Origin of the sequence: Trichococcus flocculiformis, from assembly GCF_900113645.1 — a bacterium.
Lineage (GTDB): Bacteria > Bacillota > Bacilli > Lactobacillales > Aerococcaceae > Trichococcus > Trichococcus flocculiformis.
On sequence record NZ_FOQC01000063.1, the window covers coordinates 1 to 13,680 of the forward strand.

Sequence of the window (13,680 nt, forward strand, 5' to 3'; positions counted from 1 at the left end):
ACAATTTGTTGAATGTTCCTCAGCTATTCGACAATTTTGCCCCTGCGCTGAGCATTTCTTATGAATTCTGATCCAAGACGGATAAATGAGAGGTTTTCTCTCATATTTCCTCTACCACTTATTTGTCAACACCCTTAATTTAATGGCATTGATGAAGCCAAGGAGTCCTCTCTATGAGAAAACTCCTTGGCTTCATTTTTTGAGCAAAAGATTACCGGTTTTTTGTTTCTCCCCACTTTGCTATAATGGACTGTGAAGGTATTTTTTTACCACGCAATGAGGAGGAAAATATATGTGGGTCATCAAACCTTTTGAAGAACTCACGGCGGGAGAACTGCATCTGATCTACAAAGAACGGACAGCGGTTTTCGTTGTGGAGCAAAATTGTCCTTATCAAGAAGTTGATGACACCGACCTGGTCAGCATCCACTTCTGGAAGCAGGTGGACAACCGATTACTGGCCTACGCCCGGTTGATTCCGGAAGAGTCAGGAGTGCGCATCGGCCGTGTTCTGGTTCCGAAAAGCGAACGCACCCATGGCTACGGCCAAGAATTGATGCAAGTCGTGCTGGAATATGCAAAAACGCATTTCCCCGGACTCCCGATCCATGCGCAAGCACAAGCCTATCTGCAGGCTTTTTATGCTTCTTTTGGATTCCATCCCGTATCGGAAATCTATCTGGAAGATGATATCCCGCACATCGACATGATCATCGCTACGCATACTAACCAAACAGAAAGCATAAACCAACAGGAGGAAAAACGTGAATAAATATCTTACCGCAAGCATACTCGGAATCATCAGCATCGCAATCAACGTTTGGATCATGTATCAGACCCGCTACGAAAAAGGCCTGAACCCGATCACAAAGAAAAATCTGGAGAAATTATCCTACGCGCTGATCGTCGCCGCTGTACTTTTCATGACATTTGGTTAAACAAAAAAAGCCCGCAATGGGCTTTTTTTGTTTATTCCTGTTGATAGACAATACTACACCTGTATCCGCAGATCTTTTCTGCCATAAATCAGATAGCTCAACCCTAACGCGAGTAAGCTTCCGATGATGCAAATAACCATATACTCCCAGGAAATCCCCTCTTCCAACAAGGCCGCTGGATGTGCATATTCGATCGGCGACAAAACCCGCAGAAATTCGTATTCCTCGACCATTTTCGAGACAAGGCCGATCATGTAGGTGCCGAACACCAACAATAGCGCGACTCCGCTTGTTGAACGGCTACTCGCAATGAACGTCGAGAAAAGGAAACCGATCGAATAAAAGAACAACAATACCAACGACTCCGCACCGAACATCAGCGTGATATCCTTTATGATTTCCACAAAATCGGCTCCATCCTCCTTGAATAGATAGATGAACAGCAGAGCTGCGCCATATAAAACGATCCAAAAAATCAGCAGTAATACCAAGTTAGCGATGTATTTGCTCGTGACAATAGCTTTTCTGCTGATTGGCTGTGCATAAAGATACTCGATTGTACCGTTCGTCTCTTCCTTGATCAGCGCCTGCGCGCCCTTCATCGTTGCAAAAATGCAGGCCGCCAAAAAGAGGTACTGAAAAATGTAGGCAAAAAATCCAGTGGCCTGCAGCAAGCTCGCGCCATTCGTGAGCGAGAAAGCCTCCAGCATCTCAGGAGGCATCGCATCGAGCTTGGTCGTCAGAATGTCCTCCATTCCTTGATTCGACATGACGGGGAACATCGCCATCATCAAGCCCATGATCAGGACCATAAAAAACAACCACACGAACAAACCGTTGCGCTCCTGTTTCCACTCCAAACGGATGCTATTCATGGGATCCACCTCCACCATACAGGGTCATGAATTTTTCCTCCAAATTCTGATTGCGGATTTCGATATCCTCCAAATCCAGCGGCGCCATATCGGCCAGAATCTGCTTCACGTTGTCTTTGTAGAGCAAGGAAACGACCCGATCCGTCTTGGAAAGGACGCGATACCCTTTGGATTCGAAATCCTTCGTTACGATGGCTGAACCGGTCAGCGTCACCACTTTCCCTGGTTGATAACCGGAAGCCATATCTTCCACGGAAATGATTTTGCCTTCACGGATGAAGGCAGTCCGCGTACAGAATGCTTCCACTTCCGGAAGGTTATGCGTAGAAATGAAGACTGTCGCGCCTTCTTTGTTGTGGTAGTTCAGCTCCTCAAACAAACGATGCTGCATCAAAGGATCCAGTCCGTTTGTGGGCTCATCCAGTATCAAAAGTTCCGGATTGAAAATCAGACTGTTCACAATCGCGACTTTTTTCCGATTACCCAAGGAAAGGTCCTTCATTTTCTTTTTCGGCTCCAATGCGAAGCGTTCCACGTAATAAGCCATCATTTCCTTAATATTATGGATTTGGTGGAATTTCCCCGTCATCATCAAAATCTCTTCAACAGTAAGATTGTTGTAGTAGTGCACGTCACTCGGGACATATCCGATGATGCGCTTCAGGCTCTCGGAGTCTTTCTGGGCATCCAGTCCGAAAACTCGGGCACTTCCTTTGCTGGGCTTGATGAAATCAAGCAACAACTTGATGGTTGTCGACTTCCCTGCTCCGTTCGGCCCGATGAAACCAAACCGTTCGCCTTGCTCCACAGTGAGGTGAATATTGTCCAAAGCCACACTCTTACGGTATCGTTTGGTCAAACCTTCCATTTCGATTGCTTCCACTGTAACCCCTCCTCTAAAGAACTTTACATATATCCATTATACCTTTTCTCGGCTGAAGTTTACAGCAACAGCATGATTTTTCTTCCCTGAACGACACAAAAGGCCGAGACAAATTGGTCTCGGCCTTTTGCAGAAGAGCGGGATTCTTACACTCTCGGTAAACGCATTCTGAATCCCGCTCTTTAAACGTGTTCTGATTTGCAGGGGATTCCGCCTAAGCTGACTACCACACACGGACAAAAAACGTCCGTTTAGTGTTAGTCCTCTTAATGCTCATCCCCTCCCGCAAATCATCGCACTCTCTTAGTACATATTCAAGTATTGTTCTCTTTCCCACTCTGTTACTTGTTGGATGTAAGACATTACTTCGATTTCTTTTGATTCGATGAAGTTGTTGGTGATGTGGTCGCCTAATGCTTCAACCAACAATTGATCTTTAGAGAACTCTCCAAGAGCTTCATGCAACGATGTAGGCAAGTCCATAATTCCGTTTTCGTAACGGTCTTCAGCTGACATTTGGTAGATGTTGCGGTTGATTGGAGCTGGAGCTTCCAATTTGTTCTTCACGCCATCAAGACCGGCAGCCAATAAAGTAGCTAAAGCCAAGTATGGGTTGGCAGATGGGTCAACACTACGCAATTCAACACGAGTGGACATGCCGCGTGATTCTGGGATACGGATCAGCGGTGAACGGTTTTTCCCGCTCCATGCGATGTATACTGGTGCTTCGTAGCCAGGTACCAAACGTTTGTACGAGTTAACGATTGGGTTGCAGATAGCTGTGTATCCGCGCGCATGTTTGATCAGACCAGCGATGAATTGATAAGCTGTTGCGCTTAATTGACGTTCATCTTCTTTGTCGTAGAAAGCATTGCCGTTTTCGTTGAACAATGACATATTGAAATGCATCCCAGAACCATTGATGCCGAATACTGGCTTAGGCATGAATGTTGCATGCAAGCCATGTTTGCGGGCTACGGTCTTAACGATCAATTTGAATGTTTGGATGTTGTCGCAGGCTTCAACAGCATTTGCGTATTTCCAGTCGATTTCGTGCTGTCCTGGAGCAACTTCGTGGTGGCTTGCTTCAATTTCAAAGCCCAAAGCTTCCAATTCCAATACGATATCACGACGGCAGTTTTCGCCCAAGTCAGTAGGAGCCAAGTCGAAGTATCCGCCTTGATCGTTCAATTTCAATGTAGGTTGACCTTTTTCATCCAATTTGAACAGGAAGAATTCAGGTTCAGGTCCTAAGTTGAAATCAGTGAAGCCCAAGCTTTTCATTTCTTTTAGAACGCGTTTCAAGTTGTTGCGTGGATCTCCAGCAAATGGTTCGCCGCTTGGCATATAGATATCACAGATCAGGCGTGCAACTTTACCTTGTTCAGTTCCCCATGGGAATACCAACCATGTATTAAAATCTGGGTACAAGTACATATCACTTTCTTCAATACGTACAAAACCTTCGATGGAAGAACCGTCGAACATCATTTTGTTGTCTAATACTTTTTCCAACTGGCTGATAGGAACTTCTACGTTTTTGATTGTTCCTAAAATGTCAGTGAACATTAAGCGTAGGTAACGGACGTTATCATTCTTTGCTGATGCGATGATTTCTTCTCTAGTAAATTTTGGCATTTGTATTCCCTCTCTTTGACTGTGCTTTGTTTGTTTTTTTTATAATCTTCCCCAAGGTTTGTTTGAATCCCCAGGGTTAAATCCACTTGCGTTGAGTATCTCTTTGTAGAGGATGCGACGGACGTCTTCATCAGTCAAGTTTTTGTGCTTGTTTTCAAGCTCCTCTTCTTGCTGCTTCTTCAGTCTTTCGGTACTGTACATCCGCTTGATTGCAGTGATGTTCAATCCTTCAGCCAAATAGTCTTTGACTTCCAGCAGACGATCGACGTCGTTCAATGAAAACATCCGGCGATTAGTATCTGTGCGCTTAGGATGAACGAGTTCTTGCTCTTCGTAATAGCGGATCTGTCTAGCTGTCAGATCCGTCAGTTGCATGACGGTTCCGATGGTAAAAACAGCCATCGAACGTCGTAGCTCTTTTTCTTTCATACCAACCCCTCCATCGAAGCTTCTGAGTTGAGCGAAACACAGATGTATCCTTTTTCTTCAGGAGTTAGTGCCTGTTGAGAAAAAGATAGTTCTTTTCAGCAATTAATCGTATTTACTAGCAATTAATTGAGTCATTTAATACAACAAGAATACTCCTAATTCTCATTCAAGTCAACGCTACCTTTACATCCTATGTCACATTTTCTAACATCTACGTAAAACCTTGTCAGAATAACATTTGAAAGGCATTTCATCTCCCCCTCACACGCCAATTCCCTCGCATGGGATAAAAAAAAGAGCCCTTTAATGAAAAAAATATTAAAAAAAAATGTGAGTAACGAAACGGCTGCGACGATAAGCACCTGCAGAGGGTTTGGATTGCCGCAATTATCAGCGCCTTCACTTAGATGAACATACCTGCCCTCTCCAGTACCGCCGCAATATCCAAAAGCCACTCCTCTTTCCCTTTAGGAGCAGTGAACTGCACCCCCAAAGGCAAGCCGGAATCTGTTCGGTATACCGGCAGACTGATGGCAGGCTGCCCGGTCAAATTTGCTTGCTGCGTGAATGGGGTCACGCCCAAACTCTCTTCAAACATAGTCCAGACAACTTCTTTCCGGTCCGCTGCCGACAACAGATCCGCTCTGCGCATCCGCTCCTTCAGTTCCTCGCTTTGGAAAGCATGATCAATGTGGGGAGCACCTGCTGCTGTAGTCGGCTGCAGCAGCAATTCATAGCTTTCATGAAACTGATCCATTGTGGCCGCAGCCTGGTCCCATAGGCCCAATGCCAAGGAGTAGTCGCCACCGGAGATTGTTTGGCCGTATTGATAGAGAGACCAGGAAACCAACTCCATGTCATCGGCCGTCAAAGGCCGCCCCAGTTTCGCGGCAAACCCTCGCAGCATCGCATCCGTTTCGGCTCCATTCATTGCATAGTAGGCCTCCATCAAAAGGATCCCGTCGATATCAGGTTTTTTTTCTTCCACTTCGTACCCCAACTCTTCCAATACTGTCACTGTCTGGAGTACAGCCTGCTTCGCGTCCGCACTGACGACAGATTTCACCGGTGATTCGAGTGAATAGGCAATCCGGAACTTGCGATGTTTTCCCGATTGCTGTTCCTGGAAATGGCTGCCTGGAAACAAAGGCGTTTGGAACGGCGCTGCCGCCTGGATTGTCTGCAGAGCATCGAGCATCATCGCTGTATCCCTTACCGTCTTCGTCAATGCGAAGCTGATCGATGCGCCTTGCCAGCCGCGATATGCTCCTGGCCCCACCGGTGTCCGCCCTCTTGTCGGTTTCAGCCCCACCAAACCTGTGAAAGAGGCCGGAATCCGGATCGAACCGCCACCGTCACTGGCGGTGGCGATGGCAACCATATCTGATGCCACGGCAGCTGCCGCACCGCCGCTGGAACCTCCCGGAGAATGGTCCCGATTAAAGGGGTTTCTGGTTGGTCCATGGATGACGGCATCGGTAATGTTCTTGAATCCGAATTCAGGCGTACTCGTCTGGCCGATGACGATGAATCCGGCCTTTTCAATTGCCTCGATAAAATGACTGGTGCGGGGAGCGACATAATTCCTCAGCAGCTGCGAGCCTGATGTTGACGGCTCCCCGGCCAAGTCCTGACCCAAATCTTTGATCAAGATCGGCACACCACCGAATAAAGTGTTCCCAAAGTCCCTTGTTCTGGCTTCATGCAGCGCTTTTTCCCTGCGCGTATGCACGACGGCATTGTAGCGGGGATTCTCTCTATCTATCTTTTTGAAGGCATCCACAATCAATTCTTCAGGGGATACCTTTTTTGTCCTTAAAAGTTCGGTGTAGTACAGAGCATCTTTCTGGCGATCCATAAAAAAGCCTCCTTATCATTTTCGCATTTCCTTCCATTGTAGGTGGCACGCCAGAAAAAGGCAATGTTTTGCCTGGGCAAGTGCCTTGTTGTACCGGTTTCTGTCCCTATTCAACGGGAGGTAGACAGTATTTCCATTCATTTTGGATGACAACCAAACTGAAATATAGTAGAATCCTTCTATTGTCTCAATTTCAGAAAATGCAAAAGAACACCCGGATGAATTCAAAGGAAATGGAGTAGGACACGATGAACGAAAGATATAAGGACTTAAAATTGGCGGAACAGGGCGCACGGCTCAGCATGGTTGCGTATGTTACCCTCTCTTTCGCAAAACTCTTCATCGGGAATGCCTTCGGATCAGCTGCGCTGAGTGCCGATGGATTGAATAATTTTACTGATGTCATTTCCACGGTCGCTATCATGATTGGCCTGCGTATCGCTCGTCGACCAGCCGATGAGGATCATCCTTATGGTCATTGGAAGGCAGAGACGATCGCAAGTCTCGCCACTTCCTTGCTTATGCTTCTGGTCGGCCTGCAGGTTCTGTTCTCAAGCTTTTCAAAACTGACCAGTGGAGAGTTTACTACTCCCGATGTGCTGTCGGGTATCACTGCCTTGATCGCAGGGGTTATCATGATTGGAGTCTACATATTCAATAACCGGCTCGCGAACCGCATCAACAGTCTGGGCTTGGCCGCTTCCGCGAAAGATAACCTGAGTGATGCCCTTACCAGCTTTGCAACGGCCATCGCTATTTTTGGCTCCATTTTCGGGCTGTACTGGTTGGACGGTGTCATGGCAGTCTTCGTAGGCATCGTCATCATCAAGACTGCAATCGATATTTTCCGCGAAAGTGCCTTCTCCCTTTCCGACGGTTTCGAAACAAATCATTTGGCTGAATACCGACAGGCTATCCTCGACATTCCTGATGTCCAACAAGTGACGTCCATCGCCGCACGCAGCTATGGTGCAAATGTCTATGTTGATGTGACCATTCTGCTGGATGCGGAGCTGACAGTGTTGCGCAGCCACGAAATCACGGAAGCAGTCGAAGATTGCTTGCGCACGGTATTCAATGTTTTTGAAACAGATGTCCATGTAGAACCACTGACGCACTGATGTTATAAGTTTGATAGGCTTGCCATCATTTTGATGGTATAATAGCAGACGGATTTATACAGATTATTTTGGCGGACACAGCTGCCATCCAGATCTGTCCGTCTTTTTTTTTGGGAAAAAATACATCTATTGGGAGTGACTTATGAAAGAAGAGAAACATTACGGCTTATTTACTGCAGTATCCATGATTGTCGGCATCTGCGTCGGATCAGGAATCTTTTTCAAAGCTGATGACATTTTGGGAGCGACCGGTGGGAACGTAGCATTAGGGATTTTGGTTTTCTGTATCGGTGCATTCAGCATCATTTTCGGGAGCATCACCTTGACGCAACTGGCTAACCGGACCGAAAAAAACGGCGGCGTCGTCGCTTATTTCGAGGAGTTCATCTCCGACAAAGCAGCAAGCGCGTTCGGCTGGTTCCAATTGTTCGTTTACCTGCCAACGATCACCGTCGTCGTGAGCTGGGTATCCGGCATCTACACCTGCATGCTGTTGGGTCTGCCGAACACATTGGAAACACAAACACTGATCGGAACAGGCTATATGGCGTTCTTCTTCTTGTTGAACTATTTCTCGCTCAGATTGGGTGGCTACTTCCAGAATCTCGCCACCATCATGAAACTGATTCCGCTGATCGCCATCGCGTTTGTGGGTATTTTCTGGAAAGAGCCTGCTCCGATCGTTCCTCCTGAATTGGCTGTTCCGATCACGAATGTCGGTTGGGGTTGGCTTGCTGCATTGGCACCTATGGCTTTCTCCTACGACGGCTGGACTATCGCGACAAACATCACGCATGAAGTGAAAAATGCCAAACGGACGATGCCAATGGCTTTGACCATCGGACCCTTGCTGGTTTTGGCCATCTACTTGACCTACTTCAGCGGACTGGTATCCATCGCCGGCCCCGAGTACATCTTGGCGATGGGGGATGAAGCCACTACAACAGTGGGCATTTCCTTGTTGGGCGAACGCGGCGGCAGCATCATTCTTTCGTTTGTATTGATCGCGATCTTGGGTGTAACGAATGGCGTAATCATGGGTATCCTGCGTTTGCCGCAGGCGCTCGCTGAGAAAAATATGTTGCCCAACAGCGCGAAGGTGAAACAGATTGATCCAAAAAGTCAACTGTCCCCGGTTGCTGCACAGATTGCTTTTGCAATTGCTTTTGTGTGGATGGTGTTGCACTATCTGACCCAAAAATCCGGTATTATGGGGGGCGGAGATGTCAGCGAAATCGCGATTGTCTTCAGTTATCTGACCTATGTCATCCTTTATCTGAAAGTCATCAGCATGAAAAAAGAAGGGGTCATCACCAGTCCTTTCTTCGGTTGGATCATGCCGGTATTCGCGATCATGGGCTCCGCCATCATTCTGATCGGCGGCATCGTGTCCAATCCGACTTATGTGCCGGTTTTCATCCTGTTCTGCTTCGTGGTTTGCTTCATCGGATATAAATACTACGAGAAAAAAATTACGGTATAACATTAATGAAGGGCTGCTCATGCCGGGCAGCCCTTCTTCGTTTTTTTATGTCTGGACAGTATCCGTTCCTGGTTGCCGCCAAAGGAGTGTGCCGGAATCGAACACCCAGCTCCGGCCAAGGTGCCGCTCCCCGGAGAGGAGAGACAATCCCCACGATGTCCTCCTGCGAAGCCTTGCTCGCAGGAGGATGCAGACTAAATGTTGGCCGAACTCCGGGGAAACCTCCCCTCACCGGAGCTCACGCTCACGTCCTTCGGTAGCACTCAAAAAAAATGGAGCCGTCCCGCGAAGGGACAACTCCATTTTTTTGACTGACATTTAGTTTTTGAATGAGTGGATCGGTGCAGGGCTACGTCCACCGCGGTTTATGAAGTCAGCCGAACTTTCTTCATGGACAGGTTGTACGGGAGCGCGTCCGAGCAAACCACCGAATTCAACAAAATCACCCACACCACAGCCGATTGCCGGAATCACGCGGACAGCTGTGGTTTTGTTGTTTTGGACCCCGATGGCCGCTTCATCCGCGATCATCGCCGCGATCGTTGTCGCCGGCGTATTGCCAGGGATTGCGATCATATCCAACCCAACCGAACAGATAGCCGTCATCGCCAACAACATATCCAACGAGATTTGGTTGGCAGCAGCCGCTTCGATCATGCGATGATCCTCAGATACTGGGATGAACGAGCCGGATAAGCCACCAACGTGACTGCAAGCCATTACGCCGCCTTTTTTGACTGCGTCATTTAGTACAGCTAAAGCAGCAACCGTTCCATGGGTACCGACTACGCCCAACCCAAACTCTTCAAGGATTTCCCCTACCGAGTCGCCGACTGCAGGAGTCGGGGCCAAAGCCAAGTCGACGATACCGAATGGCACGCCCAATTTTTGCGATGCGATATTCCCGACCAATTGCCCCATTCGGGTGATTTGGAACGCCGCTTTTTTGATTGTGTCGGCAACGATATCCATCGGTTCGCCTTTCACTTTTTCCAAAGCACGTTTGACGACACCAGGTCCGGAAATGCCGACATGAATTTCGCAATCCGCTTCTTCGATACCATGGTAAGCGCCGGCCATGAATGGATTATCACTTACGGAGTTTGCAAAAACAACCAGTTTTGCGCAACCGAAGCCGTTTCTGTCCGCTGTTTTTTCCGCTGTAGCAAGGACGATTTCGCCCATCAATTTGACAGCATCCATGTTGATGCCCGCTTTAGTGGATCCGATGTTCACGCTGCTGCAGACCTTGTCCGTCACTGCTAAAGCTTCCGGAATCGAGTCGATCAATATCTTGTCGCCTTTGTTGTAGCCTTTTTCAACTAGAGCTGAAAAGCCGCCGATGAAGTCGACGCCGACTTCCTTCGCCGCCGCATCCAAGGTTTTTGCGTAGGCTACATAGTCCGTGTCATCGCTTGCGCCGGCAATCAAGGCGATCGGTGTCACCGAAATCCGCTTGTTCGTGATCGGAACGCCATATGTATCTTCGATTTCCTGCGCTACGCTGACCAAGTTCTTCGCTTTAGTGGTGATTTTTTTGTATATTCTTTCACGAGCTTTTTCACCATCGCTGTCGATGCAGTCCAATAAAGAGATCCCCATGGTGATGGTACGGATATCCAGATTGTCCTCTTCGAACATGCGGATGGTGTCCAAGATATTGTCAGTTCTTAACATTCAAATGTCCCCCTAGATCCGATGCATTGCATGGAATGTGTCTTCTGCCTGTAAACGGATGACCAAGCCTTGTTCTTCTTCAACTTTTTTCATCGCTTCTTTGACTTCTTTGACCGAATTATTCGCCTCGTTCAATTCAACCATCAAAATCATGGTGAAGTACTCATCCATAATCGTCTGTGAAATATCCAGGATATTTACGCCCAGACGCGCCAATTCCACCGATACGCTTGCTACGATCCCAGTATGGTCTTTACCTGTTACGGTCATGATTGCTCTCATCTTTTTTCGCCCCTGCTTCTTTAGTTTTTTGTCGAGTCTATTATACCATTTTACAGCAATATGAAAATCCAATTAAAATTTTATGTTTCCTATTCTATCACATCTAAAGGGAATGACTACTGTTTTTTTGGGAAACGGAAACCGGTAACCGCTATCCAGCGGAATTTTTTTGTGTTCTTTCCCGAAACACGAAAATTATTGCAGATTCCGCATTAAATCTATCGCTTTTTGAGATTAATTGCTACACTGGATATAAGCAAATTCTAATCTAATCTCAAGGGGGTTTTCCAATGCAATTGATTCATTTCTCAGAAGCTGGGCAGAGCCGCATCGGCATCAAAACGGAGCGCGGTTTCCTGAACGCAGCAAAAGCGGCTGCAGCTTTATCCTTGCCTGTTCCTTCCTATATAGATGACGTATTGAAGGATCCGGAACAGGCTGCCCAACTGGACGCCATTCTGGCCCAAGCGGACACGCTGACGGATCCGGCCTACTATGTTTCCTTGGATGAGGCCACGTTCCTGCCCGTCCTCTCCCGTCCCGGCAAAATCCTCTGCATCGGCAAGAACTATGCCGCCCATGTCGCGGAAACGAAAAGTGAAGCCCCGAAAAAACCGCTTGTCTTCAGCAAGTTCACAAGCGCTCTGGCTGCCCATAAAGAAAACATCCCGATTCCGGCCGGCACGGACAAGGTCGATTATGAAGTCGAGTTGGTGGCTGTGATCGGCAAAAAAGCTTATTGCGTCTCCCCGGAAGAAGCCCTAGAGCACGTAGCGGGCTACACCATCGGCAACGACGTGACTGCGCGCGACTGGCAAAAAGGATCTCCGCAATGGGTGCTGGGGAAATCACCTGACAAATTTGCGCCGCTCGGACCGGTCTATGTGACTGCCGATGAGCTCGATCCGACCCATCTTGATATTTCCCTCAAGCTGAACGGAGAGGTCCGCCAGAACAGCAACACAAAGCATCTCATTTTCGATATCGCGACGATCATTTCCTACATTTCCCAACACTTTGCCTTGAAACCCGGCGACATTATCTTCACCGGAACGCCGGATGGGGTCATCCTCGGTTATCCGGAAGACGAACAAGCCTGGCTGAAACCAGGTGATGTCATTGAATCTTCCATCGAAGGCATCGGGACATTGGTGAATAATTTCTGCTAAAAAACATCCAAAGAGGCTCTCTCGTAATGAGAAAGCCTCTTCTTTTTGCGCCTGCTGAGCGGAGGCGTGCTGATAATAAATAAGAGCTAATCCGTCCCAGCTCCGGCGAAGAACCTCCTCACCGGAGCACATCGGTAACAATCGGACTCCCCTCCCACGAAGCCACCTTCATCGAAGAACGTAAACGAAATGAATCCTGAACTCCGGCGAAGCCTCCGTTCGCCGGAGAAGAAGACAGCCGATATGCGCGCAAAAAATGACCGAATAACGACGATAAAGGGCCTTCCTCAAAGTGACGAGGTAGCCCTTTATTTAAACCGTCCTATTTAAAAAACTGGTTCGGTCCCGACTGCCTGCAGTTGGAAATGCATCATTTCCATCGCCTGCAGCAGCGCCTCGGTTGTATCCAGCGAGGTCAGGCACGGCAGGTTGTTGTCCGCGGCTTCGCGGCGGATGAAGTAGCCGTCGGTTTCCTCGGTCTTGCCTTCGGTCATCGTATTGATGACGAACTGGATTTTCCCTTCGTGCATGCTTTTCAGGATATTTTCCCGTTTTGCTTCGCCATTTCGGAGAATCGTGACCGGCACATAGGCCTCCAGCAAGGTTTCCCCTGTCCCCTGTGTAGCAAGCAGACGATACCCGACCGCAACCAAGCGTTTCGCCAGCGGCAGGATTTCGTGTTTGTCCTTGTCGGCAATCGTCAGCAGCGCCGTCCCGTACTCGGGAATCTGGATATTGGCGGCACGAAATGCTTTGTACAGCGCTTTGGAAAGGATGGCGTCCTTTCCGATGATCTCCCCTGTGGACTTCATTTCCGGCCCCAATACGGTATCGACTTTCTTCAGTTTATTGAAACTGAAAACCGGCATCTTCACGTATACGCCTGATTTTGACGGAACCAGACCAGTCCGATAGCCTTGATCATTCAGTTTGATGCCAAGGATGCCTTGCATCGCCAAATTCGCCATCGGGATGCCGGTCACTTTGCTAAGGAATGGGATTGTCCGGCTCGCGCGCGGATTCACTTCGATGATGTAGACGACACCGTTGCTGATGACGAACTGGATGTTCACCAAACCGATCGTGTTCAGCCCTTGCGCCACGCGGATTGTGTAATCTTCAATCGTTTGGATCAGTTCAGCCGACAGATTCTGCGGCGGGTAAACAGCGATCGAGTCGCCCGAGTGGACGCCGGCGCGTTCGATGTGTTCCATGATGCCCGGGATCAGGACGGTTTCGCCGTCGCAGATCGCATCGACTTCCAGCTCTTGTCCGATCAGGTAATGATCGACCAGGACCGGCCGTTCGGGACTGGCCACGACCGCTT

The 13,680-nt window shown here is 48.3% G+C and carries 13 protein-coding genes; 5 read left to right on the plus strand and 8 right to left on the minus strand.

Going from position 1 to position 13,680, the window contains the following annotated elements; all coding sequences use genetic code 11:
- Positions 1-292 precede the first annotated feature (292 nt).
- A complete protein-coding gene (locus tag BMZ71_RS13195; protein ID WP_086989426.1) occupies positions 293-772 on the plus strand; it encodes a GNAT family N-acetyltransferase in 480 nt (159 codons plus the stop codon).
- Entirely contained in the window at positions 765-938 is a 174-nt protein-coding gene (locus BMZ71_RS14985) for a hypothetical protein (protein ID WP_177187632.1), read from the plus strand. Before BMZ71_RS13195 ends, BMZ71_RS14985 begins: the two co-directional genes overlap by 8 nt.
- 53 nt (positions 939-991) lie before the next feature.
- On the opposite strand, the gene BMZ71_RS13200 is transcribed toward BMZ71_RS14985, so the two are convergent.
- The 5 genes from BMZ71_RS13200 to BMZ71_RS13220 form a co-directional block, all read right to left on the minus strand.
- A complete protein-coding gene (locus BMZ71_RS13200) occupies positions 992-1,813 on the minus strand; it encodes an ABC transporter permease subunit (protein WP_177187633.1) in 822 nt (273 codons plus the stop codon).
- Positions 1,806-2,696 carry an ABC transporter ATP-binding protein gene (locus BMZ71_RS13205; protein ID WP_086989424.1) on the minus strand — a complete coding sequence of 297 codons (891 nt, stop codon included), beginning with the start codon at positions 2,694-2,696 and terminating at the stop codon, positions 1,806-1,808. The genes BMZ71_RS13200 and BMZ71_RS13205 overlap by 8 nt, the downstream gene beginning before the upstream one ends.
- A gap of 303 nt (positions 2,697-2,999) precedes the next feature.
- On the minus strand, positions 3,000-4,340 hold the full coding sequence (gene glnA, locus BMZ71_RS13210) for a type I glutamate--ammonia ligase (protein WP_370684638.1): 1,341 nt from the start codon (positions 4,338-4,340) through the stop codon (positions 3,000-3,002).
- Positions 4,341-4,373: 33 nt separating this feature from the next.
- Entirely contained in the window at positions 4,374-4,763 is a 390-nt protein-coding gene (locus tag BMZ71_RS13215) for a MerR family transcriptional regulator (RefSeq protein ID WP_068561450.1), read from the minus strand.
- Positions 4,764-5,166: 403 nt separating this feature from the next.
- Positions 5,167-6,621 carry an amidase gene (locus BMZ71_RS13220; RefSeq protein WP_086989422.1) on the minus strand — a complete coding sequence of 485 codons (1,455 nt, stop codon included), beginning with the start codon at positions 6,619-6,621 and terminating at the stop codon, positions 5,167-5,169.
- Positions 6,622-6,869: 248 nt separating this feature from the next.
- Between BMZ71_RS13220 and BMZ71_RS13225 the strand changes: the two genes are divergently transcribed.
- Together BMZ71_RS13225 and BMZ71_RS13230 are read left to right on the plus strand one after the other, a co-directional pair.
- Entirely contained in the window at positions 6,870-7,742 is an 873-nt protein-coding gene (locus BMZ71_RS13225; RefSeq protein ID WP_086989421.1) for a cation diffusion facilitator family transporter, read from the plus strand.
- Between the two features lie 142 nt (positions 7,743-7,884).
- Positions 7,885-9,225, plus strand: a complete 1,341-nt coding sequence (locus BMZ71_RS13230; RefSeq protein WP_068561453.1) for an APC family permease — start codon at positions 7,885-7,887, stop codon at positions 9,223-9,225.
- A 318-nt stretch (positions 9,226-9,543) separates the two neighbouring features.
- Here the strand turns inward: BMZ71_RS13230 and BMZ71_RS13235 are convergent, their stop codons facing one another.
- Both BMZ71_RS13235 and BMZ71_RS13240 read right to left on the minus strand, forming a co-directional pair.
- Entirely contained in the window at positions 9,544-10,902 is a 1,359-nt protein-coding gene (locus BMZ71_RS13235; protein WP_068561454.1) for a PFL family protein, read from the minus strand.
- Between the two features lie 12 nt (positions 10,903-10,914).
- A complete protein-coding gene (locus BMZ71_RS13240; RefSeq protein ID WP_068561455.1) occupies positions 10,915-11,184 on the minus strand; it encodes an ACT domain-containing protein in 270 nt (89 codons plus the stop codon).
- A 290-nt stretch (positions 11,185-11,474) separates the two neighbouring features.
- Here BMZ71_RS13240 and BMZ71_RS13245 point away from each other — a divergent pair, with 290 nt between their 5' ends.
- Complete coding sequence (locus BMZ71_RS13245) at positions 11,475-12,353, plus strand: fumarylacetoacetate hydrolase family protein (RefSeq protein WP_086989420.1); 879 nt, start codon at positions 11,475-11,477, stop codon at positions 12,351-12,353.
- Positions 12,354-12,679: 326 nt separating this feature from the next.
- Here the strand turns inward: BMZ71_RS13245 and BMZ71_RS13250 are convergent.
- Positions 12,680-13,680: ATP-binding protein (locus BMZ71_RS13250; RefSeq protein WP_143071450.1), on the minus strand; the 1,001-nt coding region annotated here is incomplete at its 5' end.

Excerpts from the sequence above, each read along its gene's own strand:
- BMZ71_RS13195 (WP_086989426.1), top strand. The coding sequence starts at position 293 with ATGTGGGTCATCAAACCTTTTGAAGAACTCACGGCGGGAGAACTGCAT.
- BMZ71_RS13200 (WP_177187633.1), bottom strand. The coding sequence starts at position 1,813 with ATGAATAGCATCCGTTTGGAGTGGAAACAGGAGCGCAACGGTTTGTTC.
- BMZ71_RS13215 (WP_068561450.1), bottom strand. The coding sequence starts at position 4,763 with ATGAAAGAAAAAGAGCTACGACGTTCGATGGCTGTTTTTACCATCGGA.
- BMZ71_RS13220 (WP_086989422.1), bottom strand. The coding sequence starts at position 6,621 with ATGGATCGCCAGAAAGATGCTCTGTACTACACCGAACTTTTAAGGACA.
- BMZ71_RS13225 (WP_086989421.1), top strand. The coding sequence starts at position 6,870 with ATGAACGAAAGATATAAGGACTTAAAATTGGCGGAACAGGGCGCACGG.
- BMZ71_RS13230 (WP_068561453.1), top strand. The coding sequence starts at position 7,885 with ATGAAAGAAGAGAAACATTACGGCTTATTTACTGCAGTATCCATGATT.
- BMZ71_RS13235 (WP_068561454.1), bottom strand. The coding sequence starts at position 10,902 with ATGTTAAGAACTGACAATATCTTGGACACCATCCGCATGTTCGAAGAG.
- BMZ71_RS13240 (WP_068561455.1), bottom strand. The coding sequence starts at position 11,184 with ATGAGAGCAATCATGACCGTAACAGGTAAAGACCATACTGGGATCGTA.
- BMZ71_RS13245 (WP_086989420.1), top strand. The coding sequence starts at position 11,475 with ATGCAATTGATTCATTTCTCAGAAGCTGGGCAGAGCCGCATCGGCATC.